Genomic DNA, 25,641 nt, shown 5'->3' on the forward strand with positions numbered 1-25,641 from the left:
GCGTATCAAGAACATGGGGTGGATCGTGAGTATTGAGGAGACCCTCGCCGAAATGGCGCGCGCGTGGAACGCGGGCGACGGCGTCGCGTGGGCGGCCAGTTTCGCGCCCGACGCGGACCTCGTGGACGTGGTGGGGCGCGTCCACCATGGGCGGGACGTGATCGCCGCGGAGCACCAGAAGATCTTCGACACCATCTACCGGGGAAGCCTGCTGGAGTACTGGCTGACCGACAGCCGCCCAATCGGCGACGGCCTGGTGCTGGCGCACACCGCGTCGACGCTGCGGGTCCTCGACGGGCCCCGGGCCGGGGAATGGCATGCCGTGCAGACCAAAGTCTTCCGGGATGGGCAGATCGTGGCGTTCCACAACGGCATGCGGATGGACCCGGCGGACTTCGCGCATGAGGATGACAGCGCCCGATAAACCGGGTGACGTCGGTGGCCGTTCCCGGCGATGATGGTCGACGTGCAAGAGGTCAAGGTCGTTGTCGCCCATGACGAGCGCGCGACCCTTCGGGTCGGCGACGTGTTCCTGAAGATCGACGCTGATCAGACGCGCGTCGACGCCGAGGTCGAGGCGATGGCCATGGTGCCGATCCCGACTCCGGAGATCCTGTGGCGCAAGCCGCCCGTGCTCGCGCTCGCCGCCCTCCCATGCACGCCACTCGGCCGCCTCGGCGAGCCGTCGACCGCGTCGCCGGCGGCCTGGGCCGCGGCGGGCGCCGCCGTACGGACGCTGCACGACGCGCCGCTGCCGCCGCGGCTCGGCCGGAGCGTCGACGAGATCGCATCGGATCTCGACAGCGAGTGCGAGTGGCTCGTCACGAACGGCGTCCTCCCCACCGACCTGGTCACGCGCAACCGCCAGGTCGCCGAGGCCGCGCTCCGGCCGTGGACACCGGTGTTCATCCATGGCGACCTGCAGATCACCCACGTGTTCGTCGACGGTGACGAGATCACCGGCGTGCTCGACTGGTCCGAGGCGGCGCAAGGCGATGCCCTGTTCGACCTCGCCATCCTGACCCTCGGCCACGAGGAGCACCTCGACGACGTCGTCGCCGGCTACGGCACCGACGTCGACCTCGACGTGATCCGCGGGTGGTGGTCGTTGCGCAGCCTGCTGGCGTTCCGCTGGCTGGTCGAACACGGCTTCGACCCGTCCTCGCCAGGCTGCGAGATCGACGTGCTGAGATCCCGAATGTAAGGCCGCGGTCAGTGGGCGGTGGTCGGCAGAGGCTGCCCGGCCAACACTGTCCTCATCCGACTTTGGCCGGACACCGCTGGTCCTTTGGACATCTTCCGGGCCAGCTTGGTCAGTTCGCGCAGCCGGAGGTCGGGCAGGTACGCGCGGCTCAGTGCCAGCCCGATCCGCGGCAGGTCGGCCTCGTCGCGGAAGGCCAGGTACAGCGGGACGCGCCGGGGCTGGAACTTCGCCTTGAAGGCGTGCAGTGAGCGGAACCCGTAGTACGGCTCCATGAGCTTGCCCAACGACTCCAGTGCCCGCTCAAGCACGTGGCCTGGGCCGCATTCGCGGCTGCGGGCCAGCGGCGCGCCCGAAAGGGACACGAACCGCGCACCCTCTTCCCGGAAGGCCAAGCAGGCCGACGCGATGAGGAACTCCATCACCGGACGGAAGCCGTGCGCGCTACGGCGCATGACGTCCAGGGTCCACCCACTGACCTTGCCCGCGCCCGTGTGCACCGGCAGCCATGACGTGACGCCGTGGACCGTGCCTTCGGCGTCCACCGCGACACCGACCCGGGTCGCCGGGTCCATCGCCTCGTCGAGCCCGCCGAGGGTGAAGCCCATCTCCGGCATGCCCTTGCCGGACATCCACTCCTCCGACAGTGCCCGGACCTGGGCGAGGATGGATTCGGGCTGGTCGGCCAGGCGGACCAGCCGGAACTCGATGTTCTGCTTGGCGGCCTTGTTCAGCGCCGTCCGGACGTCCTGCCACGCCTTGCCGCGGAACTCCAGGTCGGCGAGGTCGAGCACGTTGTCCTCAGCCACCTGGACGTGCTGCCAGCCCAGTTCGCGCGTCGCCGCGACGGTGGCTTCGGTCGCCGAGAACACGCACGGCACCAGGCCGGAGTTCTCGCACATCGTGGTGAACTCGGTGATCGTCGCGGCCGCGGTGCCGTCCGGCGCGATCGGGTCGCCGAGCGCGACGGCGACACCGGCGTGGCGGCGATAGGCGAGGTAGGACCCGCCGTCCTCGCTGACGAAATACCTGTTGGCCGGCCACGTCGTCATCCACGAAAGCGTGCTGCCGCCGTGCTGCCCGAGGAGCGTGCGGGCCAGCGCCTGCCCGGGTTCCTCGGTGCGGCGACGCAACCGGCGCCGCGAAGGCACGCGGAAGGCGTGCCGCACGACAAGCAGCGCGCCCAGTTCAACCATCCACAACAGACTGTCCATAAAGTACAGCGGCAGACCCACCGTGTCGTATTCGCTGCCGAGCACGTTGGTCAGCCCGATCAACGTGACGAGCACGACGCCCTGAAGCGCCACGAAGGCGGAGAGCGCGACGGCCCAGCGCCACGCGACACGACTGCCCTTGCGCAGCCCGTTGAGCATCGGGACCACCAGCAGGACGAGGACCACCAACTCCAGCCCGGACAGCGAAACCCCGTCCGCGGAGCCGAACGGGCCGGCGACGGGCACGAAGTACATGACGACCTCGGCGATGGTGAGCAGCAGCAGGCCGGCGACGGTCAGCAGCCGCCACTCCCGCACGTTCGGCCTCGCCGTCTCCCTCGCCCGGCGCGCACCCACGAGCCATCCCCCCACCGGGATCGCCAGCAGCAGCGCGAAGAAGTGCACGAGGTCGGCGAGGGTGCCGACATAGACGATCGCGACCCCGGCGTACACCCAGAGCCCGGCCCGCAACCGCAACCGCCACGGCGGCCTCAGCGTCGCACTGGCGACGGCGACCGCGGCCAGCGCCCCGCCGGAGAACCCGACGTCCAGGCTGCCCGCCAGCCGCTCGGCCCACAACCAGCCGGAGTCGCGGCACAACGCGAGGAACTCGGTCGCGACGAGCACCGAGACAATCTGACCACCGATCGTGACGGCCATCGCACGCCGCGTCCCCATCTGCCACTCGGCGAAGCCCACGCAGAGCGCGAAGCTGCCGACCATCGGCAGGTAATACCAGGGGATGACCGCGAAGAACGGTCCGGTGAGCATCGTCCACCACCGGCCCGCGTCGAACGACGGCGCTCCGTAGGCGACGAAGGGGTAGACCACGCGGTCAGCGGCGGCGCTCCAAAGCGCCCCGGTCAGGACGGCCAGCAGCAGCATGGCGAGCACAACAGTGCTGGTGAACGGCACGCGCTGCCTGAGCACCGAGACCGTACGGCGGACGTGTCCTCGTGCGACGGGCTCGATCGCCGGTGATGCTGTGATCATGGCGAAAGTCTTGTGGACCGCCACCTCCCCGTACATCCAACGGCAGGCCGACATTCCCCTTAGGGGAGTCCGACCTCCGGTTGACGGTCAAGTCGGCCTGCGGACGCAGCGGGTTCCCAACGGGCGTCCCTGGTGCTCGAGTCGAGGTGTCCGACCAGGTGGTCGGCGAGTTCGGTGGCGTCGGCCGCGGCACCGTCGATCAGGGTCGACTTGCGGCGCCGCAGGAACGGCATTCCCATGATGTACAGGCCGGGCCACGCGGTCACGCCACCGTCGTGCCTGACCTGGCCCTTGCGATCCAGCACCGGGACGTCCAGCCAGGTCAGGTCCGGCCGGAAACCGGTGGCCCACACGACGCTGTTGATCTCGCCGAGGTCGAGCGTCAGCGCTGGTGACGCGGGTACCTCCGTTTCGGCGAAGCGCTCAGCCGGCCCGCAGTCGTCGAACCCCGCGGACGCCGCCCAGTCGTCGAAGGAATCAAGCAGCCGACCCAGTTTCAGGTCGGCGAGCGCGCACACGTTCCGCAACGAACCGGAGAACTGGGCCCGGCCGTCCCGCACGCCGGCGACGCGACCGACCAGCCGCACTCCCCCGCGGCTCAACGCGTTCAGGTCCAGGGTGACCCGCTGGGGCGACCCGACGAGTTGCATCGACGGCAGGTTCCGGGCCCTGAGCAGGTCGGGCACCTCGTCGTACCGTTCGTCGAGCAGCCCGGCCGCGTCCATCCACCACAGGACGTCCAGACCCCGGTAGCACCGCGGCATCCGAACGTGCTCCCCCACCGCCAGGGTCACCGGACGGCCGGAACGATGTAGCTCGTCGGCGATCTGGATACCGCTCGACGACGCGCCAACGACAAGCACGCCGCCCTCCGGCAGCTGATCCGGCGTTCGATAGTCCAGCGCGGTCAGCGTGACGATCTCGGGCGGAATCGCCTCAGCGAACGAAGGTGTCCGCGCGACGGCACACGCACCGGACGCCACCACGACCGTGCGAGCCTCCCACACGTCGTGGTTGGTGCGGACCAGAAATCCTGTGTCACAGGGCGACACAGACGTCACCGGGGTGTTCGTCCGAACCGGAGCGCCGTTCACCGTGGCGTAGTCATCGATGAACCGCACCAGTTCAGGTGCCGTCAGGTAGCCGTCGGGATCGTCACCGGTGTACGCCTTGCCCGGCAACCGGATCATCCAGTTGGGGGTGAGCAGCCGAAACGCGTCCGAGCGCCGGGTACGCCACGAGTCGGCCAGCTCGCCGCGTTCGAGGACCACATGGTCGATCGAACGTTCGGCGAGGCAGCGGCTCATGGCCAGCCCGCAATGGCCGGCGCCGACGACGAGCGTCGTCACCTTCGGCACGAGCGGTCAGTCGACTTCCACCGCGACGTTGGTCGGGTTGGTGAGGATGTCGAACACCGCCGACCGCTTCTGGGACTGCGCGACGAGCGCCTTGATCTCGTCGGGCGTCGCGTCGGCGTCGATGCTGTAGTTCACCCGCACGTCGCTGAAGCCGTTCCGGACGTCCGGGTCGGCGCCGAGGATGCCGTGCAGGTCCAGGTCCGCCTCGATGGTGGCCCGCACCGCACGGAGTTGGATCCCGCGCTGCTGGGCGACCGCCGCCACCCCGGCGGTGAGGCAGCTGCCCAGCGCGACCAGTACGTATTCCACCGGGGTCACGCCGTTGTCCTCGGCGGCGAAGGCCTCCGGGTGGTCCGCGTCGTACTCGAACGTCGTCCTGTGCCGCTGCTCCTCCCCGAAGCCATAGAACGTCTCCACGCTGGACCGGCTGTGGGTGCCCTTGACCCAGGAGTTCACCGCGCGCCACCGGAAGTTCGCGATCTCCGGGGCGTCGGCGAAGGCGGTGCGGGCGCCGAGCAGAGCCTCGACATTGACACCGTTGTCCACGGGCGAATCGGTCGCGGTCATGGGGTTCGCCTCCTGAAGAGCCGCAGTGCGCGGACGGCCACCCAGTGTGCGATATCCGGTCGGCGAACACGACCCGTCCCAGAACGTGGAAACGGCGCGATCAGCCCGGCGGCGGGATGTCGACCGGCGCCCACAGGCTCGGCAGGTTGACCACCACACCCTCCTGGCTGCTGCGGGAGATGATCACCACCGCGGGCTCGCCGGTGGGGTTCTCTTCGCGGTGCGGCACGTACGGCGGTACGAAGACGTAGTCACCCGGCTGCGTCTCCAGCCGGACCTCCTTGTCCCCGTCCGCGAACACGAACACCGGATGACCGGACTGGACGTAGATCGCCGTCTCCGTCTCACCGTGGTGGTGGTCGCCGGAGTTCGTGTTCGGCGCGACGTGGGTCTCCCCCATCCAGATCTTCGACGAACCGACCGTCCTGCCGGACACCGCCTCCAGCCGGGTCATCCCGGTGGTCTGGTTGGTGTCGCCGGTCAGCTCCGCGCCGCGGATGTGTCGCAGTGGCCGGTGCCAGGGATCCGTCATACCGCGATTGTCCCAACGGCACCCGGCTGGCCGGATAGCGGGTCCGACCAGCGAATACAAGAACCTTCCCAGACTTGCACACGACCGGACGGACACTGTCTGCCCCCTGCGGACTGAAAGCGGGCCGCAGTGAACAACCCAGAGGAAAGGAAAAGAAGTGCGCACCAAACTATCTGTCGCGGGGGCTGCCACAGCGCTGCTCGCGGCCTGTTGTGCGACGCTGGTCGCCACCGGGACGGCGAATGCCACTCCGCCGTCCAAACACATTGTCACCTGGACCAATGTCGACGATGGCCAGCATCTGAACGTCTCGGGTAACAGCCACGCCGCCGGCGCGGCGATCATCACGTGGAAGTGGACCAACGAAAGCAACGAGAAGTTCTACGACAAGCGCACCGACGACGGGAACTTCGAAGAGCGGCCGATGAACACGGTCAACACCAATGGAGATCCCTTCATGTGTATGGACGCGGCCGGGGGCGCGGTCAACGCGAAGGTGATCCAGTGGCCGTGCAACAACGGCGTCAACCAGCGGTGGAAGCAGGGCAAGCAGGACGGGCACTGGTGGCTGGAGAACCAGGCGCACAAACAGTTCCTGACGTCCACCGGCGCCCGTTCCCAGGTCGCGGTCCGCACTGACTGTGGCCATTGCCTCAGCCAGGCCTGGGACTAGGACAGGACCCAGTAAATGACCACACCGTGGATTCACCGTCACACGCGCCTGGGGTTGGGACTGACCGCGGTGATCTCCGCGGTGGTCGTGGCCGGTTGTGGTGGCGGGCAGGACCAGCCCGTCACCACGGCCGGCCCGGTCGTCCGCGCCGCGGCCGACGTTCACTACCCGCTGGACTCGTATCAGATATCGGACGCGGACATGGGGACGGTCCTGGCGGCGCGGCGGGTGTTCGAGATCCGGTGCATGCGTCGGCTCGGGTTCACCGGCGACGAGTTCGCCGGGCTGATCGCCGTCGACTATGACGAGACGACGAAAAGTCAGATGCTCACCTTTCTCGACCCCACCGCGGCACGCGAGCGCGGCTATCACAAGCCGGGAGACCGCGCCCCGGCCGCGACCGGACCGAAGGGCGCTCCGGAACAACCCGGCGAGCGCTCCGCGATGTCGGGCAGCGTGCAAACGGTGAACGGAATACCAGTGCCGCAGGGCGGCTGCGGCGAGGAAGCCCTGCGTAACCTCAAGGAGGGAGCGGGTGATCCGCCGATCGACGTCCGTTCCCTCAGCGGCGACGCGCAAGAACAGACCCTACGGGACCCACGGTTGCACACCGCCCTCCAGGCGTGGAGTTCGTGCATGGGGAAGGCGGGCATGGACTACGACGCGCCCTGGTCCGCTGAGGAAGGAAACGGCGCCTGGCAGCGAAACCGCGACGGCTGGTACCACAACGACCCGACACCCGCGGAGATACGCACGGCGACAGTGGACGTCGACTGCCGAGCGCGCACCAATATCCTCGGTACCTGGATCGCCGTCCAGTCGGACTATCAGAATCAGCTGATCCACCAACACCAGGAGCAGCTCACCCGGGCGAAAACGTGTCTCACCCGATGGCTGGCCACCGCCAGGGCGGCGGTGAACAGCGGTCCTTGAAGCGATTCGGCGACCACTCTCTGACATCACCCGGTGAACGGGTCGACACTGTGTGTGCTCCTGTGGCAGTCTTCGGTTTGTTCGCGCGCAACGTCAAGTGCCTGCCGCCATCGGGGCGGGCTTGATTGCACGGGGGTGAACATGTCGGAGACCAATTGGGCATTCGACGGCAGGCGGTACCGGATGTACCGCTTCGGCGAAGACGTCAAATCCGAGATGAAGAAGCTCAACCGCAGCGACAACTGGCACGCCACCGCCGCGTGGGTCGAGGATGTCGTCTGGATGGCACTTTGTGTCTGGCTTTGCGTGACGGTGACGTGGTGGCTGTATCCGTTGGCCGTCCTGGTCATTGGCGCTCGTCAGCGGGGACTGTCGACCATTCTGCACGACTGCGCGCACAACGTGGGGGCGGCGAACCGCGGAATGCAGATGTTCGTCGGCACCGTTCTCACCGCTTATCCGATCTTCCAACAGCACTACGCGTACAAGATTTCGCACGTGTTCACCCACCACCCGAAGCTCGGCAGCCCGGACAACGATCCGGACCTGCGGTTCTTCATCGAACAGCGGGCGTACCAGGCCGCGGCGCCGCGCACGTATGTCCGCCGGGTGGTGCTGATGCCGCTGCTCGGTACGCAAACCTGGGCCTACTTGAAGTATCTGGTGCGCAACAGGTACCGGATGCTCCGGCGGGGCAAGGCGGCGGCCCCGGAGATGCCGGTGGTGCAGCGGCGCAAGCGGATCGCCGACCGGGTCGGGTTCTGGCTGTTCTGGGCCGCTGTCATCGGGGTGTGCGCGTGGCAGGGCGTACTTCCGCACCTCCTGCTGTTCTGGGTGGTGCCGTACCTGACCAGCTTCCAGATTCTCGGCTGGTACATCGAGCTCTCCGAGCACACCCCGCTGGTCCGCGACTCCAATGTGGACCTTTACATGACCCGCAACCGCAAGAGCCGCGGCTGGGAGAAGTTCCTCACCGGCATCCACAACGACAACTACCACCTGGAGCACCATCTCGACCCGCGCACCCCGTTCTGGAACCTGGCCAAGGCGCGCAGGGCCCGGCTGGCCGACCCGGGGTACGCGCTCGTCGACGCCCAGTTCGGCGGGCTGTTCACCCAGGGGCCGCAGGGCCAGCCCAGCGCGATCAGCGCGATCGTCACCGCCATGACCGAAGTGGGGGAACAGCCGAATGTCCAGCCGAATGTCGCCGCATGACGGCCCGGTCGCGGCCGGCAAGACGTTCCGGCGCGCGGAGTCCGGGGTCATGCACGCGGGCGCCGAGCTGCGGCTGGGACTGACCGGTCCGGTCGTCACACCCATCTTCCAGACCGCGGCCTACGAGCTGCCCAGCGCGGCCGCGGCGGCGGACATCTTCGACCTGCGGGTCGACGGCCACGCGTACACGCGGCTGAACAACCCGACGTGTGACGTGCTTGAGGCCAGGATCGCCGCGGTGGACGGCGGGACCGCGGCGCTGGCCGTGTCGTCCGGCCAGGCGGCGGTCGCGCTGGCCCTGCTCAACCTGTGCCAGGTCGGCGACAACCTGGTCAGCTCGAACGAGCTGTACGGCGGGACGTGGAACCTGCTGACCAACACCTTCGCCCGGTTCGGCATCGAGACCAGGTTCGTCAGCCCCGACGACCCGAAGAACTTCGCCGAGGCCACCGACGAGCGCACCCGCTGCTACTTCGCCGAGACGCTGCCCAACCCCAAGCTGCAGGTGTTCCCGATCGAGGAGGTCGCCGAGCTGGCCGAGCTCACCGGTGTCCCGCTCGTGTTGGACAACACGTTGCTACCGATGGTCTGCCGGCCACTGTCGTTCGGCGCGCACATCCTGGTCTACTCGGCCACCAAGTACATCGACGGCCACGGCAACGCGCTCGGCGGGCTGATCGTGGACTCGAACAGGTTCGACTGGTCACGGCACGCGGCCCGGCATCCGTTGGTGACGCAGCCTGACCCCGCGCACGGCGGCGTGGTGTGGACCGAGACCGAGGGCAAGCTGGCCAGCTCGCTCGGCCGCAGCCCGTATCTGCTCAAAGCACGGGAGACACTGCTGCGCGACCTGGGGCCGTGTCTGAGCCCGTTCAACGCGTTCCTGCTCCTGCAGGGTATCGAGACGCTGCCGCTGCGGATGCGGGCGCATGGCGAGAACGCCCAGGCGGTGGCGTGTTTCCTGGCCGAGCAGCCGTCGGTCGCCTCGGTGCGTTATCCCAGCCTGAGCGAGGGTGTGCAGGCCGGGCTGGTGCGGCGGTATCTCGGCGGCAACGGCGGCCCGCTGGTGCACTGTGAGCTGGCCGGGGGCGAGGCGGCCGGTCGCCGGTTCATCGAGTCGCTCGGCCTGATCTCGCACGTGACCAACATCGGGGACGTGCGGTCCATGGCGACGCACCCGGCATCCACCACGCACGCCCAGCTGCCCGAGGCCGACCAGCTCGCCGCCGGGGTCACGCCGGGTTCGATCCGGCTGTCCATCGGGCTGGAGCACATCGACGACCTCATCGACGACCTGACCGGCGCGCTGGCGGCGGCCGCGTGACGCGTCCGTTGGTGGCCCTCGCGGGATCGGTGGAGCACATCGACGACGTGGCGCATGTGGCCGTGCGCGAGGTGTACGTGCGTGCGCTGGAAGAGGTGTCCGGCTGCGGGGTGGTGGTGTTCCCCGGTCCCGGCCCCTACCTGGTGGACACGCTGGACCGCTTCGACGGCCTGGTTTTCGGCGGTCACCAGACCGACGTGCTGCCGCACTGGTACGGGGGCGAGCCGCGACCCGAACCCGGGGATCCAGCCCGTGACCAGGTCGCGTTGACCATGCTGCCGGCCGCGCTCCGCGCCGGGGTGCCTGTCCTAGGGATCTGCCGCGGCCTGCAGGAGCTCAACGTCGCGTTGGGCGGGACGTTGCGCGATCTGCCCAACGACGACCACCGCGAGGACCTCACCCGGCCGCGGGACCAGCAGTACCTGCCCGCCCACCCGGTCCAGCTCGCCGAGGGCGGGCTGCTGCGGCGGCTGCTCGGCCGGCCGGCGGTGGCCGTCAACACCCTGCATCACCAGGCAGTCGACCGGCTCGCGCCTGGTGTGCGGGTGGAAGCGACGTGCGCCGACGGGGTGGTCGAAGCGGTGTCCTTAGTGGACGATTCGCCGTGGTGTCTTGGCGTGCAGTGGCATCCGGAGTGGTACGCGGCGACCGACCCGGTCTCGGTGGCGATCTTCGACGAGTTCGGTGCGGCGGCCCGGCAGCGCGCTGGAGCGGCCCGGTGACCGTGCGACGCCTGGTGCGCTTGTTCGCCGGACTCGTGCTCTACGGGGCCAGTGACGCCATGATCGTGATGGCCGGTCTGGGGGTGGAACCGTGGGACGCGTTGGCCCAGGGCCTGTCCAGGACCGTCGGGCTGAGCATCGGGTTGTGGACGAACCTGATCGGTGCCGCGGTGCTGCTGCTGTGGATCCCGTTGCGGCAGCGGCCAGGCGTCGGCACGGTGTGCAACGTCCTGCTCGTCGGCACCTCGATGGACGTGACGCTGTCGCTGGTGGGGCCGCCGCACCAGGTGTGGCTGCGATGGATCGTGTTGCTGGCCGGCATAGTCCTCAATGGCGTCGCCACCGCGTGCTATCTCGGCGCTGATGCCGGTCCTGGCCCGCGCGACGGCCTGATGACCGGGCTGGCCGCGCGCGGACACCCGATCTGGGTCGTCCGCTGGGGTATCGAGCTGACGGTTCTGCTGGCGGGGTTCCTGCTCGGGGCGACCATCGGCGTCGGCACGGTCCTCTACGCCTGCGCGATCGGCCCACTCGTTCAACTGTTCATGCCGCGCAAGCGGGCACCCGCAGGGCAGGCCGGCCCACAGAGTCCATAGTGAACAAAAGGGTCAGGCGACGTCCAGCCGCAGGGCAAGGCCGACAAACACCGTTGCCGCTATTCGGTGGATCACCACCTGGCTCGACCGACGGTTCAACAGCACGAACTGCGGCAGAAACGCGATGTCGAACAGGATGATCTTCGGATTGAGCAGGTTCGTGACGATCGCCCGCCACAGCACTCGCTTCACCGGCACCTTGTCCGCCTGGCCGAATTGCTGCTCGGTGCGACTGGACAGCCAGGTGCGCACCCCCAGATCTGGCATCCGTCGCGGTCAACGCCTGGATGTGCTGTTCATCCTCTCCGTGCAGTCTGGGCGAATCAGCCGATAACAGCGAACACATCGGCACGAATGTCGGCTGCCGCCCATGAGAACTTACCGTACGTTATTTGATCGCGGCGAGCACCGGGCCGAGCGTGATTAGGACATTCCGTCCACAGTGCGGTTTTGGCATCCTGGACTTCGAACAGGGGACGGTACTGTGCCAAATCACGATGAGCGACGCGACGGCCCGTGCCGTAACGGTCGGTGTCCGGCCGTGCCGCAAGCACTTTGGTGCTGGTGGTGGACGAGAAGTGGACCTAGGGTCTGACGGCATGGCTGCTTACCGGAAGGCAGGTCTCGCGCGCCGGGCCTGGCTCTTGATCACCTGCTGCGCTCTGGCCGTCGCCACGGCGGGCACGACGGCGTACGCCGCGCCAGGACGACCCCCGGTGTTCTCCCCCGGTTCGCCGGGTGCTGGCGACCCGTACTTCCCCGACATGGGCAACGGTGGCTACGACGTCAGCCATTACGACATCCGGCTCGCGTTCGACCCCAAGACCAAGGCGATCGACGCGACCACCACCATCCTCGCCTGGGCCACCCAGGATCTGTCCCGTTTCGACCTGGACTTCCAGGGACCGCTGACGATCAGCAAACTCTCCGTCAACGGGCTGAACGCCGCCTTCACCCGCAGCGGCGCGCAGGAGCTGGTGATCACCCCGCCCTACGGCCTGCGGAAGGGCTTGCCGTTCCTCGTCTCGGTGAGCTACGCCGGTGTCCCGCAGCGGATCGACGACCCGGCGCTCGGCATCTCCGGCTGGGTCGCCACCAAGGACGGCGCGGTGGCGCTCAACCAGCCGATCGGCGCGGCGACCTACTACCCGGTCAACGACACGCCCAACGACAAGGCGACGTATAGCCAGACCATCACCGTGCCGAGCGGGCTCACCGTGCTGGCCAACGGGGAGCCCGGCCCGACCACGACACACAACGGCCAGAGCACCTTCCGCTGGTCGATGAACCGGCCGATGGCCAGCGAGCTGGCCATGATCATGATCGGCGACCTGAACGTCACCCGTAGCGTGACGAGTGACGGGCTGCCGAACATCACCGCGATCGGCAAGTCGATCGACACCAAGCCCGGCCAGGGCACGGTGCTCAACCAGACCACGGCGCAGGTCGTGCAGTGGGAGTCGTCGATGTACGGGTCGTACCCGTTCCAGTCGACCGGCGGCATCATCGCCGACGTCGCCGTCCACTACGCCCTGGAGACGCAGGGCCGACCGGTCTACGACCAGCGCACCAGCAACGTCTCCGGCCAGCTGCTCGCCCACGAACTCGGCCACCAGTGGTTCGGCGACAGCCTCACCCCGACGCGCTGGTCGGACATCTGGCTCAACGAAGGATTCGCCACGTACTCGGAGTGGCTCTACAAGGAGAAGTTCCAGGGCGTCCCGGTGCAGCAGTCCTTCGAGAAGGAGTACGCCGCCGAGAAGGACTGGACCGGCAAGGTCGCCGACCCGGGCCGTGATCACATCTTCGACGACCTGGTCTACAACCGCGGCGCGATGACGCTGCACGCGCTGCGCATGAAGATCGGTGACCGCGCCTTCTTCCGGGTCCTCACGCTGTGGCCGACGACCCACCGGTACGGCAACGTCTCGACCCGGGACTTCATCGGCTTCGTCGAGCGACTGACCAACCGCGACCTCGGCGCGTTCTTCGACACCTGGCTCTACCAGCCGGGCCAGCCGAAGCTCTGACTCCACCACGATGACCGACGGATGGACTTGACGAGCCCACCGGACAGCGGTGGCTATCGCCGAGTTCGGTGGGCGAGCAGGTCCTGGGTGATTTCGGCGGCGCGGTGGGCGAGGTTTCCGGGCAGTGCGTCGGCGGTGCCGTGCGTGGGTTCGTTGCCGCCTTGGAGGTAGCAGGCCGCGGCTGACGGCTCGGGCAGGGCAAGCCGGTACTGGCGGGTCACCTTGACCTGGTCGATGTCGAGTGTGGCGGCCAGCCGGCGGACCAGCGCGGGCGGGTCGCGGGTGAATCCGGTGCCGAGAAACACCAGATCGCGGTGCAGCCGCGTGGTCTTCCCGGTCTTCCGGTCGGTCAGGTCGAGTACCAGTTCGTCGCCGGTGTCCTCGGTGGCGGTGATGTCGGTCATGGTGATGATGCGCCGGTCGGTCCGGCCGTTGAGCCGGTCGAGGTATCTGTCCTCGTAAAGGCTTTCCAGGACGGGCTGGGTCACGCCGGAGTAGGCGGTCCGGCGCGTCTCCCGCAGGATCTGCTCGCGGGCCGGCGCAGCGGCGTGGAAGAACGAGTCGGTGCCGGCCTGGGAGTCCAGTTCGGTGCGGAACTTGTTGGTGTCGCGGGGTTTCAGGGCGACCGATCGGATGATCCAGGCGATGTCGCTGCCGGGCAGGTCATGCTGGAGCGCCTGGAACATCTCGGCCGCGCTCTGCCCACCGCCGACCACCGCGACGCGGTACGGCAGGTCCCTGGACAGCGCGGCGATCCGAGGCCGGTACTCGCCACTGTGGATCACCCGGCGGTCCAGGCCGGCGAACACCCGTGGCACGTGCGGCTGGTCTGCCGTCTCGATCACCAGGTAGCGGCTGGCGATCGAGGTTCCGTCACCGAGCCGGGTCAGCCACCCGGTCAGCGCGCCCGCACTGTCCCGGCGCGGCTCGACCGAAACGCAGTGCCGGTCGAGCTCGACACCCACCCGCGGCAGGGAGTCCGCCACCCACCGCAGGTATTCGGCGATCTCGTGGCGGTACGGCATGAGGTTGCCCAAGTTGATGAACTCGTCCAGCCGGCCGACCGAATGCAGGTACTTCAGGAAGGAGAACCGGCTGGACGGATTGCGCAACGACACAAGGTCCTTCAGAAACGAGACCTGGCTGCGCGCCCACGGCACGAGCACGCCCGGTTGCCAGTCGACGGTCTGGTTGCGCTCGATGACGAGCGAGTCCGCCGCGAGATCCGGCGCGAGTTCCTCCAGTGCCACCGCGAGGGCCAGGTTGGCGGGTCCCGCGCCGATCGCCAGCAGCTCGACATCACGGTTTCTCATGCGACCACACGTCCTCAGTAGACAGTTCGCCGACGTGGTACTTGCCGACCGCGCTGGTGAGCATCCGCAGTTCCAATGCCAGGCACTCGACGAGATTGACCAGTCCGTTCTCCGGGTCGGCGCTCGCCGCGAGCAGCGCCGCGCGGCCGAGACCGGCGGCGTTCGCGCCAAGCGCGAGGGATTTCGCCACCCGCGTGCCCTCCCACATCCGGCCGGACACCAGCAGGCAGGACGGGTGCTCGCCGATCCGGCGCAGGCATTCGCCCAACGGCAGCCCGACATGCCGCAGGAAGGCCACCGGCGCCCAGCCCGTGCCGCCCTCGGCACCGTCGACCGTGACCGCGTCCGCGCCGGCCTCCCACGCCACCATCGCGGCCGCCCGGACATCCCGCGTCGGCGGGAGCTTCACCCAGGTCCGGGCGCGCGGATAGTTGTTGCGCATCAACCGGATCTGTTGACGAAGAATCTCCTCGGTGAACGTGCCGGGCGTGCCGGACCGCAGTACCGTCCGGCCGCCGGCGAAGATCGGGTCGATGGTGTACGCGCCGGCCAGCCGGGCGCCGGCCGCGGCGTCGAGCAAGGTCATCCCGCCCAGTCCGGGTTTGGCGCCCTGGCCCACTTTGAGCTCGAACGCCAGCCGGCCCGTCTCCAGCAGTGGCCGCACGTTCGGGTCGCTGTAGACCAGGTTCCACACCTCGGCGTCCGCGTCTTCGGTGCTCTGCTGGACGACAACGCCGCCGTACCCGTCCAACGCGTGCGCGATGTAAGCGCTGATCCGGCCGAGCAGCGACCGCTCGGTGTCGTCCTCGATACGCCCGTAACCGTCGACCGGCATCACGTTCTCGCCGACCACCATCGGGATGCCGAGCCGCGCGGCCTGCCGGCTGGCGGCGAGCCCCAGGTCGACGCTCGCCACCCGGGTCGAGCCGAAACCCGACAGGTAGACCGGCAGGGTGGACCGCAAGCCGCCGACGTCGGTGTCCAGGTCCACGTCCCAGTACCCCGGCTCCCGACCCAGTTCGACGAGTTTCGCCAGCCGGTGCGGGACGAACGCGGGCGGCACCAGCCGTAGCTCGTCCAGCAGGTCGCCCGGTGCCCGGCCGGGATCGGCGCCGAACAGTGCCTGCCCGTAGCAGCCCGGATCGGGAAACGCGCACATCGCGCCGAACCGCGCCCGCGCCCGGACGTCCGACTCGGGGAAACCCTCGGCCCGCAACCCGTCGGTCATGGCGAGGGCACTCCCGGAATCTTCGGGTAGGCGCTGGCCTGCCACACCGCGTCCAGACCGGCGACGTACCGGGTGAACCGCTCCAGCCCGAGGCCGAAGCCGGCGCTGGCCGGGATCCCCGCCCGGACCGCCTCCAGGTACCAGCCGTACTTGGCCGGGTTCTCCCCGGTCTCCCGCATCCGCGCGACGATCGTGGCGTAGTCGTGCTCGCGTTCGCTACCGCTGCACAGCTCGCCGTACCCCTCCGGCGCGATCAGGTCGAAGTTGCGCAGCACACCGGGCCGCTCATGGCTTTCCCGGTCGTAGAACCCCCGGGATCCCTTCGGATAGTCGACGATGAAGAACGGTTCGCCGACCATGCCGGACAGCGTCGCCTCGCCCGCCCAGTCGATCTCGGCGTCGGGATTCTGGGCGTGCCCCACCGCGTGCAGGTCCGCGACCGCGTCGGTATGGGTCCGGCGGCCGAACGGCCTGGCCAGCAGGTCGGCGAACCGGCTCGGGTCCTGACCCAGCCGGTCCAGTTCGCCGGGCAGCCGGGTGACCACCTCGCGCACGACGTGCCCGACCAGCCCCTCGGCCAGCAGCATGACCTCGTCCCGGGACGCGCCGGCCATCTCCACGTCGATCTGGTGGAATTCGGCCAGGTGCCGGCCGGTGGACGCGGTGTGCGGTGGTTCGAGCCGCACGTTGGGCGCGATGCAGAAGATCTTGTCGAACGCGGTCAGCGACACCTGCTTGTACAGGATCGCGCTGGTCATCAGCCGGTAGCGGTGGCCGTAGTAGTCCACGTCGACCTGCTTGGCGCCACGGGCCCCCGGATCGGTCACCGGACCGACGATCGGCAGCAGCATCTCGACGAATCCCTGATCGCACAGGAACTCTCGGGCGGCGATCGTCATCCGGTGCTGGATCGTCAGCACCGCGCGGGTGATCGGTGAGGCCAGGTGCTCCCGCGGTCCGGCTAGTCCTAAGTGGACCTGTGTCATCGCGCTCCCCCTTTGGACACACCGGTCAGGAGACCGGCCGCGTCGGCTTGCAGCTCTACATAGGACAGTGCGGCGAGCAGCCCGGCCGAGGTGAGCTCGCCGGAGCTGTCCGGCTCCGCGACGTCGTGGATGGGCATCGACCCGACGTGTGACCAACGCAGGCGCCCGGTCGTGTCCACGTAGCTGCGGGTCCGGCCGAGATTGTCCGGGTGTAGACAGTATGGAATATCCAGATATCCTTGTCGGAATGCATGCACCAGCGCTCGGCCGACGTCGTCGGAGAGCCGTGCCACGGCATCCACCAGCGCACGTGCCTCGGCGTAGACACCGGTGTCGACGCAGGCATCGGGTTCTTCGACCGGAGCCCGGCTGGCGGCAGCCGCGGACTCCAACGCTCGTACATTGTCGGCGATAGACGGAATCCTGTATGCCTCTGCGGCGGTCTTCACCACCAGCCGGGCCGCGCCGGTGTGCACAGCCAGTCTCGCGGCCTGCGCCAGCAGCCAAGCCGCGCCGGCCGGCGTACGCGGGTGAACGCCCATGTAGGCGTAGATGACGACGTGCCAGTCGATGTCCGGCAGCCGTTCCGCGGCCAGGCGCCGCAGGGCCAGCACGGCCTCACGGTCCTGATCCACATTGGTCTGCTGGGCGTAGCTCAGTGAGACGCTGCGTATCCCGTGCTGACGGAAGAACATCCCCTCCAGGACGCTCATCGCGACCAGCACGCTCGGCGGGCAGAGTTGTCCCATCAGGCAGCCGCCGAACGTCTCCAGGTGCGGCTCGACCCCGGTGTCCCGCACCCCCGCCAGCAGTTCGCAGCACCGGGCCCAGTTCGCCACCGAGTTGTGCAGCGGTTCGCGGCCGTAGGGCAGGCAGTAGGAGACGGGTCCGCCCTCGGTGGCGTGCAGGCCGGCTTCGATCAGCGCCGCCACGATGCGCCGCGGGTTCGGCGAGCCGTGCCGGACCTGGACCGGGAAGTCCGGGCCCGCGATGCCGTCCAGCACGGTTCGGGTGGTGGCGATGTCGTGCGCGACGATCGGGTAGCCGTTCAGTTCCGCCCCGGCCGCCACCGCCGCCCGTGCGCTTTCGTTGTCGCCCAAGCGGGTGTAGCTGTCCAGCGTGATCGTTCCGACGGTGGTCGCGGCCGCCCGCTTGGTCGCCAGCAGGCCGGCACGCATCAGGGGCGGGCTGGACATGCCCATCCGTGGCTGCACGACGAGCGCACCGGCCCGCTGTGCCTGCTTGACGAACCCGCCGAAGGACGCGGTCACCGGAGCACGCTTTCGGTCAGCCGCGCGAGAAACGGCAGGACAGCGGCGGCTCCGGTCTCCTCGAAGACCTCGGTGAATCCCGCGGCCAGCAGCCATTCGCGGCGTTGCCGGTCCGACCCGCGCACGCCCAGCTTCCCGCCGATGACCACCGGGGTGGCGGCGAGTTCCGGGCACCGGCGGATGTCCGCGATCAGCCGGGTGCCGTCGAGCAGGCCGTGCCCGTTCACGGTGCTGACCACGATGAGGTCCGGCCGGTCCCGCCGGCACTCGTCAAGCAACAACCGGCCCGGCACGCACGGACCGAGGTTACGCACGCAGTGCCCGAGCTCGGTCAGAACCAGTTGCAGGTACACGAGATTCCAGGTGTGCGAGTCGGACGCCACACTGGTCACGACGACGGACATCCCTCCGGGGACCGGCACGTTTCCTCCACCTCACGAGACGAAGACCGGCAACGCGTCAAGCCCGCGCACCAAGGTGCTGTTGCGCCAGCGCAACCGTTCGGGCTCGGTGGCCAGCCTGATGTCGGGGAAGCGGGTGAGCAGCCGGGTCAGGGCGATCGACATGGACACCTTCGCCAGCGGCGCGCCGGTGCAGTAGTGGGTCCCGTACCCGAAGGCCAGCCCGCCGACCGGTCGACGGGACAGGTCCAGCCGGTCGCCGTCCGGGAATCGGGTGCTGTCGTGGTTGGCCGCGCTGACCGACAGCAGCACGATCTCCCCGGACGGGATGACGACGTCGCCGACGGCGACATCAGTAACGGTGAACCGGAAGCTCGCGGTCGCGATCCCGCTGTTGAACCGCAGCAACTCGTCCACCGCCGCCGGCATCGCCGACAGGTCCGCCCGCAGCTTCGCGAGCTCCCCGGGATGGGTGAGCAGGTCGTACACCCCGTTCCCGAGCTGGCTTCCCGGCGTGTCCGAACCCGCGGCCACCAGCAGGAAGATCATGGCCACGATCTCGTCCGGGCTGATCCGGCCCGCTTCGTCGCAGGCCCGCACCAGCGAGCCGACCAAGGTGTCGTCCGGGTTCGCGCGTTTGGCCTCGATCAGCCCGTGCGAGTACTCGGCGAGCTGGCGGGACGCCTCCGCCACCACGTCCGGCGCGTAGTCCCCACCGCCAACCAGCGGGTACGACCACTTGCGGAACGCTTCCCGCTCCCGCTGCGGCACGCCCACGACGTCCAGCATGATGGTGAACGACAACGGCTCGGCGAACATCTTGATCAGGTCCACCTCGCCCGGCCCGGCCACCGCGTCCAGCAGGTCGTCGACGATCTGCTCGATGCGCGGGCGCATAGCCTCCGCCCGACGCACTGTGAAGGCGTTGCTCACCAGGCTGCGCAGCCGGGTGTGCCGTGGCGGATCGCTGTTCAACATGTGCGCGGTCAGCTCATCGTCGAACCTGGAGCCCCCGTCGCTGACGGGGCAGGCGGCGTGCTTCGCGAACATCTCATTCGCCCGCCGCCCGTCCTTGCTCAGCCGCGGATCGTTCAGCAGCGCGCGGACGTCGTCGTACCTGGTGACCATCCACACCTTGGCGCCGTGCGGCATCACGAGCTCGTGCGCCGGTCCGTCGCGACGCAGCCGGGCGAAGAGTCCGAACGGTTCCTGCATGAAGTCGGCGGGAATCCGCTCGATGTCCGCTGTGGTAGTGACGTCCATCGTCAACACCTCGCTTGGAGGGGGTGGAGGGGGTGATCGACCGCCCGCGCGGCCAGTGCGCGCGCGACGAGCGGGGCGAACTTGAACGACATCCCGCCGCACGCCGCGTACGCCTGAACTCCGTCGCCGAGGTCGGCGAGCAGCGGTCCGGAACCTGGCGAGGCGCTGAGGTAGTAGCCGTCCGCCGCGCCGGTGACGGCGGCCGGGTCGAAGTCGGCGAGCAGGGCACCGAACCGGTCGACGAGGTGCTCCCGCCAGCGGGCCGGCGCGGTCCGGTCGGTCAGGACTGAAACTTCACGGCTGGTGACGGCCGCGCTCAGGCAGGCTGGCGCGCCGTTCACCGGTGGGATCAGCCAGGCGCCGTCGGCCGTGCCGAACCGCGGGATGACCGGCATCCCTTCCCACTGCGCGCTGTACGAGAGCACGGTCTGGCGATGCAGGGTCAGCCGCGCGCTGAGGGCGGCCGGAAGCAGGTCGCGTGACCACGGCCCGGCCGCCAGCACCACCCGGTCGCCGGTCACGACCCCTTCCACCAAACGCACACCGCCTGCCGTCGCGGCCACCACCCGGCTCCGTGGGTACATGTCGACGCCAGGCCGGCCGCGCAGCCACTCGGCCAGCGCCGTCATGGTCTGGTCGGCCGCGACGACAGTGGCAGTCGGGTCGAACACGCCCGCCAGTCCGGCCGGGAACCGGATCGTCGGGTACCGCTCGGCCAGAACTTCGGGTCGTAGGAGGTCGGCGGTCACCCCGACCGAGGCGAGCAGTGCAACACTTTCCTGTGCGTGTTGCACCGGCAGCGTGGTGAGCGCCCCGACATGGTGGTGCACCTGCATGCCGAGCCGCCGCTCGACCTCCAGCCAGGCTCGGTGGGCACGGACCGCCGTCCGGGTCAGCTCGGCGTCGCCGGGATGCAGGGCGCGGATCGACCGCAGCCGGTCGTGCGACATGGCTGACGGAGACGGGATGTCATCGGCGTCGACGAGGCTGACCTCGGCCCCGGCCAGCACGCACTCCATCGCCGTGAGCAGGCCGATGACCCCGCTGCCGACCACAACGACACGCATGCTCACGTCACCTGACCTCAGGCGGCGCGAACGGGGTGATCTCGGTCAGGTCGAACCCACCCGCGGCCAGCGGTGCGGTGGTCAGCCCAGCGGCCTCGGCGAGGTCGATCAGGATCGGCGACGCGGCCGCGAGCAACGCCCGCACCTCGAAGAACAGATCGCCCCACGCTTCCGGCGCCGCCTCGACGCGCTGCCCGGCGAGGGCGTCGGCCCGGCCCGCCAACCGTCCGATATGGACCAGAACGGTCTCCGCGGACCGGCTGAGGCTGTAGCCAGGCATCTCGTAGGTGGTGTCGAACCGGGCGAGCATGGCGGTGACCCGACCGCGGGCCGTCGCCGAGACCGGCAGCGGCGCCTGCGCGTCACGCGCGTTGGCGACCGCCTTGCCGAGCGTGGCCGCCAACCGGTTCCAGGGGCCAGCCAGCCTTTCCTCGGCGATCTTGTCCAGTCCCACCCGGCTGAACGTCGTCCGCCCGTGCTCGGGAGCGGTGAGCGCCAGGTACAGCCGGGCGACATCGCGCGGGACCTCACGCAGCAGGTCCTGCACCGACACCACGTGCCCCTTGCTGGTCGAGAACTTCGCGCTCTCCAGCTCGTAGAACTCGTTGTTGATGATCCACTCCGGCAGCACGTACTTCTCGCCGTGGGCCATCAGCAGTGCGATGTGCGGCAGGCAGAAGAAGAACGCGTTGTCGAACCCGAGGAAGTGCACCACGCGCAGGTCTTCCTCGCGTTGCCACAGCTGGCCGGGCTCGGTCCGCGTGCCCAGCTGTGCCGCTGCGTAGGACGTGGTGTACATGCCGGCCGGCATCAGTTCGAGCCACGCGTTGAGCACCTGCCCCGGCGTCTCCGGGAAAGGAGCGGCCATCCCCCAACCGAGCGGGTACGTGATCGGGATGTCCGGCAACGGGCGGGCCAGCACCTCGCGGATCATCTGGCCCAGGTGCGGCCGCCAGGACGGGATCCGCGCCTCGTGGAAGGCGGTGAGCCGCTCGCGGTACTCCTCCAGCGGGAACACCAGGATCTCGGCTTCCCGCACGGTGGGCTTCTCGGTCTGGTCTATTGTGGAGTGTGCGTCGACCAGCTCGTCGTAGTTGTTCGGATGGCAGCAGGTCTCACAGAGGCCACCGCGGCTGGTGGCCAGGCACACCGGGCACTCCCCCTCGATCAGGCCCTCGACGACGAACTCGCCGGTACGCTCCAGGAAGGGCAGTCGGACCTTCTTCAGCCGGAAGACACCGGCCGCGTGCAGCTCGCTGAAGAACTTCAGCACGGTCGCCTGATACGTGTCGTCGAACGGGCCGAAGCCGTCCACCGAGATGCCGATCGCGGCCAGCGCGTCCCGGATCAGGCCGGTGGACCTGACGCACAGTTCCTCCGGTGTGATGCCCTCCCGGGCCGCGGTGGCCTGCACGTAGGTCTGGCTGTCGTCGGTGCCGGTCGTGAAGATCACGTCCCGGCCCCGGGCCCGTTGGTAGCGGGCGTAGATGTCGCCGGCCAGGTACGGACCGGCGATGTGGCCGAGATGCATGCCCCCGTTGGGCGTCGGGTTCGGGCCGAGGATCAGGACCCGGCGCTCGTCCTGCGACGGGTTCATGCCTGTGCTCCCGCGTTGTCGCGGGTGAGGAACCCCTGGGCCAACTCCGCGTCCCACCACACGCTGTAGAACTCGAAGTCCTCGTCGCCGGCGTTGTGCACACAGTGCTCCCGGCCCGGCCGGAAGAACGCGACGTCCCCGCAGCGCAACGGAGTCCGCTCACCATCGCACTCGATCATCGCGGCCCCCCGGATGGCGATGAAGATCTCGTGCTCGTGGTGGGAGTGCAGGGTGGAGCTGGTGCCGGCCCGGACGACGGCGTACGAACCTTCGAACGGCGCGTTCAGCACGGCCCATGGCTGCAGCCGCTGGGTCTCGCATCCGTACTCGTGCTGCAACGTCTCCCGCTGCAACCGGGTGATTTCCGCTGCCATGGCTACCTTCCCGAAATCTGTTCGATGACGACCGGTCCGTCCGGCGTGTGCCGGGTGGGGATGTCCGCCTTGTGCGGGTCGCCGTACAGGACGAGATCGATGACGTCCCGGTCCGTGCTGCGGTAGAGCACCCGCAACCGGTCCAGTTCGAGTCCGCTGATCCGCTCCAGGTCTCGGACCAGGCCGTCGGTGTCCGTGCTGTCGTCGGCCAGCAGCCGGTGGATGTCGTTCGCCGCCAGCGTGGGATGCTCCCGCCGGAGGAACTCGTCGAGCCCGGCGCCCTTGCCGCCGAACGGCGCGGAGACCATGCAGACGAGTTGCTCCTCCGTCAGCCCGAACGTCTCCAGCGCGTACTCGTCGGCAGCTTGCCGCATCCGCTGCATCGCGTCCGGTCCTTCGTAACGCTTCCGGATGTGCTGGACAAGCTCGGGCGGGAAGTCCTTGCGGCGCATCAGGTCGAGCGCGAACGTGACGTACTCCGCCATGCCCTCCTCGTAACGGCGCTGGTACACCCGTTCGCATTTGAGGCCACGCAGGTGGGCCATCAGGGCTGGGTTACCGCAGTCCGACTCGGTGAAGCTGAACGCGAGATCGTCGAACTGGAAGCCCAGGAAGCCGGTCAGGAACTCCATGTGGTCGCCGGCGGCGTAGTCGGTGTCGGAGTAGATGGTGAAGAACCGCAGCCGCTCCGGCACCTCGGAGTGGACGCGCCGCTCGGCCACGTCCGAACCGTTGATGTCGGAGAAGTACGCCGAGGCGATGTTGTCCACCTGGGACAGCACCCGGCCGATTCCGTTGGTTCCCTTGACCTGGCCGGTCCGGGTGAGCTGGCGGGCCAGCCGGCCGATCCAGAGGGAGTACTGGCGTTGTTCCTGCTGTGAGTCGCCGGTGACGATGAGGTCGGCCCCCTCGCCGTACGACGCCGCGAGGGCGAACGAGTTGGCAACACTGAAGTTGCACGCGTTGCAGAACGTCGGGCGGCCGTCGCCGGCGGTGCGGTGGCCGGCCATCAGGATGTCCAGCCGGTTGCCGCGGACCACCCGCTCGCGCTGCGGCGAGTCCACATCGAACGGCGTCACCTCGTCGCCGTCGACCAGGAGCAGCTCGCAGCCCGGTTCGTCGGGCAACCGCAGCGCCCGGTACGCCCGGTCGATGTTCTCCATCACCGCGCGCGGCATCCCGGCGTGCCGGTTGGTGACCACCCGCAGCCGGAACGTACTGCCGTGCACACGGAACAAGATGAGTTGCACCGCGCGGACGAAGGCCAGCATGTACCCGCTGTCCTTGCCACCGCCGTAGGCCACCAGGACCAGGTTCCGGTCCAACTGCTCACGGTGCGGGAGGTCGGCGTGCAGCCGGGTGGCACAGCGCGTCGCGGCCGCCAGGTTGGCCGCCGGCAGGGCCGCCCGCAACTCCCGGAACGCCTGTTCGCGGATCACGTCGAGCATGACTCTCCTTCAACTGGCCGCGGTGTAGGTGGCGGGTCGACGCATCAACGCGCGGTGCTCGATGATGTCGAGGGTGATCTCCTCGGCCCGTCGAGCGAGGACGCTGAGCAGCGAGTCGGCGATGCCGTGCGTGTCTTCGTTGACGCCCTGCAGGTAGCAGGCGGCCGGCTCGTCGAGATCCAGCCGGTACTGACGGGTCACGGAAATCCGGTCCAGCCCCAGGGAACCGGCGAGCCCGCGAACCAGTTTCGGCATCCGGGAGTCGAATCCGGTGCCCAGGACAACGAGATCACAGCGCAGTCGGGTGTCGACCCCGGTCCGGCGGTCGGTGAGGTCGAGTACCACTTCGCCACCGGTCTCGCGCGCGGCGGTGACGTCGACCATCGTGATCAGCCGACGCCCGTCGCGCCCATGCAACCGGTCCAGGTAGAGGTCCGCGTAGATGCTCTCCAGCATTGGCGGGGTGACGCAGGAATAGTTCGTCCCGCGCATCTCCCGCAGGATCTGCTCACGCGCCCCTGGTTCTGCCGCGTGAAACTCGTCCACAAAGGACGGATAGTACAGCTCGTTGGTGAACTTGCTCGACTCGTCCGAGTTGAGCGCGACCGACCGGATGAGCCAGTCGATCTCGCTGTCCGGCAGGTCTTCGCGCAACGCCCGGAACATCTCGGCCGCGCTCTGCGAGCCGCCGACGAGCGCCACCCGCACCCGCCGGCCCTTGGGCAGCTGGGCGATCCGCTGCCGGTAAGCGGTGCTGTGCACGACCCGATCCGCCGGCAGGTCACGGAAAACCCCAGGGATGTGCGGATCCCGGCCGACCCCAAAGACGAGATACCTGCTGGCGATGGCCGATCCGTCAGCCAGCCTGGTCAGCCATCCCGTCACCGCCTGCTGTCGGTCCCGTTGCGGCTCAACGGATACGCATGCGTTGCCGAGCAGTGTCCGTACCCTGGTCAGACCGTTGGCCACCCAGCGCAGATACTCCGAGATCTCCAGGCGGTACGGCAAGGACGTGCCCATGGTGACGAACTCGTCGAGCCGGCCGGTGGCTCGCAGAAAATTGAGGAACGAGAACCTGCTGCACGGGTCACGCGGGGTCACCAGGTCCTTCAGGAACGACACCTGACTCTTCGCCCAGGGCAACAACATCCCTTGCTGCCATTGGATCTCTTCGGCCCGGTCGACGACGAGGGTGCTGTCCGCGAGGTCCGGCGCCAGCTCCTCGACGGCCACCGCGAGGCCCAGGCTCGACGGCCCGGCACCGATCGCGAGCAGCTCCACTTCCCGGATCACGCGATCCTCCACAGGTTCGGCTCCATGGCGGGTTCCTTCCTC

General features: G+C 68.8%; 25 protein-coding genes. 9 read left to right on the forward strand and 16 right to left on the reverse strand.

Going from position 1 to position 25,641, the window contains the following annotated elements:
• Positions 1-25 precede the first annotated feature (25 nt).
• Together EV192_RS35830 and EV192_RS35835 are read left to right on the forward strand one after the other, a co-directional pair.
• Positions 26-424, forward strand: coding sequence for an SgcJ/EcaC family oxidoreductase (locus tag EV192_RS35830; RefSeq protein WP_165960808.1), 399 nt, complete (start codon positions 26-28; stop codon positions 422-424).
• 42 nt (positions 425-466) lie between these two features.
• Positions 467-1,204 (forward strand): phosphotransferase, encoded by a 738-nt coding sequence (locus tag EV192_RS35835; protein WP_132123067.1) that lies wholly within the window; start codon positions 467-469, stop codon positions 1,202-1,204.
• An 8-nt stretch (positions 1,205-1,212) separates the two neighbouring features.
• On the opposite strand, the gene EV192_RS35840 is transcribed toward EV192_RS35835, so the two are convergent.
• The 4 genes from EV192_RS35840 to EV192_RS35855 form a co-directional block, all read right to left on the reverse strand.
• Complete coding sequence (locus tag EV192_RS35840; protein ID WP_207926429.1) at positions 1,213-3,408, reverse strand: bifunctional lysylphosphatidylglycerol flippase/synthetase MprF; 2,196 nt, start codon at positions 3,406-3,408, stop codon at positions 1,213-1,215.
• 59 nt (positions 3,409-3,467) lie between these two features.
• A complete protein-coding gene (locus EV192_RS35845) occupies positions 3,468-4,766 on the reverse strand; it encodes a flavin-containing monooxygenase (RefSeq protein WP_132123068.1) in 1,299 nt (432 codons plus the stop codon).
• Between the two features lie 6 nt (positions 4,767-4,772).
• Entirely contained in the window at positions 4,773-5,333 is a 561-nt protein-coding gene (locus tag EV192_RS35850; RefSeq protein WP_132123069.1) for an OsmC family protein, read from the reverse strand.
• Between the two features lie 100 nt (positions 5,334-5,433).
• Positions 5,434-5,865 (reverse strand): cupin domain-containing protein, encoded by a 432-nt coding sequence (locus EV192_RS35855; RefSeq protein WP_132123070.1) that lies wholly within the window; start codon positions 5,863-5,865, stop codon positions 5,434-5,436.
• Between the two features lie 157 nt (positions 5,866-6,022).
• Here EV192_RS35855 and EV192_RS35860 point away from each other — a divergent pair, with 157 nt between their 5' ends.
• The 6 genes from EV192_RS35860 to yczE all read left to right on the forward strand — a co-directional run bounded on the left by EV192_RS35860 (position 6,023) and on the right by yczE (position 11,328).
• The gene (locus tag EV192_RS35860; protein WP_132123071.1) at positions 6,023-6,538 is read left to right on the forward strand and encodes an RICIN domain-containing protein; all 516 of its coding nucleotides are present in this window, start codon (positions 6,023-6,025) and stop codon (positions 6,536-6,538) included.
• Between the two features lie 15 nt (positions 6,539-6,553).
• Complete coding sequence (locus EV192_RS35865; RefSeq protein ID WP_132123072.1) at positions 6,554-7,471, forward strand: hypothetical protein; 918 nt, start codon at positions 6,554-6,556, stop codon at positions 7,469-7,471.
• 141 nt (positions 7,472-7,612) lie between these two features.
• On the forward strand, positions 7,613-8,686 hold the full coding sequence (locus tag EV192_RS35870; protein WP_132123073.1) for a fatty acid desaturase family protein: 1,074 nt from the start codon (positions 7,613-7,615) through the stop codon (positions 8,684-8,686).
• Positions 8,661-10,010 (forward strand): O-acetylhomoserine aminocarboxypropyltransferase/cysteine synthase family protein, encoded by a 1,350-nt coding sequence (locus EV192_RS35875; protein WP_243727294.1) that lies wholly within the window; start codon positions 8,661-8,663, stop codon positions 10,008-10,010. Before EV192_RS35870 ends, EV192_RS35875 begins: the two co-directional genes overlap by 26 nt.
• A complete protein-coding gene (locus tag EV192_RS35880) occupies positions 10,007-10,732 on the forward strand; it encodes a gamma-glutamyl-gamma-aminobutyrate hydrolase family protein (RefSeq protein WP_132123074.1) in 726 nt (241 codons plus the stop codon). The genes EV192_RS35875 and EV192_RS35880 overlap by 4 nt, the downstream gene beginning before the upstream one ends.
• The gene (gene yczE, locus EV192_RS35885; RefSeq protein WP_132123075.1) at positions 10,729-11,328 is read left to right on the forward strand and encodes a membrane protein YczE; all 600 of its coding nucleotides are present in this window, start codon (positions 10,729-10,731) and stop codon (positions 11,326-11,328) included. The genes EV192_RS35880 and yczE overlap by 4 nt, the downstream gene beginning before the upstream one ends.
• A gap of 12 nt (positions 11,329-11,340) precedes the next feature.
• Here the strand turns inward: yczE and EV192_RS35890 are convergent, their stop codons facing one another.
• Positions 11,341-11,595: a LysE family translocator gene (locus EV192_RS35890; protein ID WP_132123076.1), complete on the reverse strand. Its 255-nt coding sequence runs from the start codon at positions 11,593-11,595 to the stop codon at positions 11,341-11,343.
• Positions 11,596-11,927: 332 nt separating this feature from the next.
• Here EV192_RS35890 and EV192_RS35895 point away from each other — a divergent pair, with 332 nt between their 5' ends.
• Complete coding sequence (locus EV192_RS35895; RefSeq protein ID WP_132123077.1) at positions 11,928-13,358, forward strand: M1 family metallopeptidase; 1,431 nt, start codon at positions 11,928-11,930, stop codon at positions 13,356-13,358.
• A 53-nt stretch (positions 13,359-13,411) separates the two neighbouring features.
• Here the strand turns inward: EV192_RS35895 and EV192_RS35900 are convergent, their stop codons facing one another.
• From EV192_RS35900 to EV192_RS35950, 11 genes are read right to left on the reverse strand one after another with little or no spacing between them, the layout of a single operon-like run.
• Positions 13,412-14,671, reverse strand: coding sequence for a SidA/IucD/PvdA family monooxygenase (locus EV192_RS35900; protein ID WP_132123078.1), 1,260 nt, complete (start codon positions 14,669-14,671; stop codon positions 13,412-13,414).
• Positions 14,658-15,899 (reverse strand): glutamate synthase-related protein, encoded by a 1,242-nt coding sequence (locus EV192_RS35905; RefSeq protein WP_132123079.1) that lies wholly within the window; start codon positions 15,897-15,899, stop codon positions 14,658-14,660. Before EV192_RS35905 ends, EV192_RS35900 begins: the two co-directional genes overlap by 14 nt.
• Positions 15,896-16,885, reverse strand: coding sequence for an asparagine synthetase A (locus tag EV192_RS35910; RefSeq protein WP_132123080.1), 990 nt, complete (start codon positions 16,883-16,885; stop codon positions 15,896-15,898). The genes EV192_RS35905 and EV192_RS35910 overlap by 4 nt, the downstream gene beginning before the upstream one ends.
• A complete protein-coding gene (locus EV192_RS35915) occupies positions 16,882-18,156 on the reverse strand; it encodes a methylaspartate mutase (RefSeq protein ID WP_243727295.1) in 1,275 nt (424 codons plus the stop codon). The genes EV192_RS35910 and EV192_RS35915 overlap by 4 nt, the downstream gene beginning before the upstream one ends.
• Positions 18,153-18,578, reverse strand: coding sequence for a cobalamin B12-binding domain-containing protein (locus EV192_RS35920; RefSeq protein WP_341770944.1), 426 nt, complete (start codon positions 18,576-18,578; stop codon positions 18,153-18,155). The genes EV192_RS35915 and EV192_RS35920 overlap by 4 nt, the downstream gene beginning before the upstream one ends.
• A 12-nt stretch (positions 18,579-18,590) precedes the next feature.
• Positions 18,591-19,820 (reverse strand): cytochrome P450 family protein, encoded by a 1,230-nt coding sequence (locus EV192_RS35925; protein WP_132123082.1) that lies wholly within the window; start codon positions 19,818-19,820, stop codon positions 18,591-18,593.
• A 2-nt stretch (positions 19,821-19,822) separates the two neighbouring features.
• Positions 19,823-20,887, reverse strand: coding sequence for an NAD(P)/FAD-dependent oxidoreductase (locus EV192_RS35930; RefSeq protein ID WP_132123083.1), 1,065 nt, complete (start codon positions 20,885-20,887; stop codon positions 19,823-19,825).
• Between the two features lie 7 nt (positions 20,888-20,894).
• Positions 20,895-22,484 (reverse strand): class I tRNA ligase family protein, encoded by a 1,590-nt coding sequence (locus tag EV192_RS35935; protein ID WP_132123084.1) that lies wholly within the window; start codon positions 22,482-22,484, stop codon positions 20,895-20,897.
• Positions 22,481-22,858: a cupin domain-containing protein gene (locus EV192_RS35940; RefSeq protein WP_132123085.1), complete on the reverse strand. Its 378-nt coding sequence runs from the start codon at positions 22,856-22,858 to the stop codon at positions 22,481-22,483. The genes EV192_RS35935 and EV192_RS35940 overlap by 4 nt, the downstream gene beginning before the upstream one ends.
• A 2-nt stretch (positions 22,859-22,860) precedes the next feature.
• Positions 22,861-24,306, reverse strand: coding sequence for a PqqD family protein (locus EV192_RS35945; RefSeq protein WP_132123086.1), 1,446 nt, complete (start codon positions 24,304-24,306; stop codon positions 22,861-22,863).
• 9 nt (positions 24,307-24,315) lie between these two features.
• Complete coding sequence (locus EV192_RS35950; protein WP_243727296.1) at positions 24,316-25,611, reverse strand: SidA/IucD/PvdA family monooxygenase; 1,296 nt, start codon at positions 25,609-25,611, stop codon at positions 24,316-24,318.
• Positions 25,612-25,641: the final 30 nt, after the last annotated feature.

The organism is Actinocrispum wychmicini (assembly GCF_004345645.1).
GTDB classification, from domain to species: Bacteria; Actinomycetota; Actinomycetes; order Mycobacteriales; family Pseudonocardiaceae; genus Kibdelosporangium; species Kibdelosporangium wychmicini.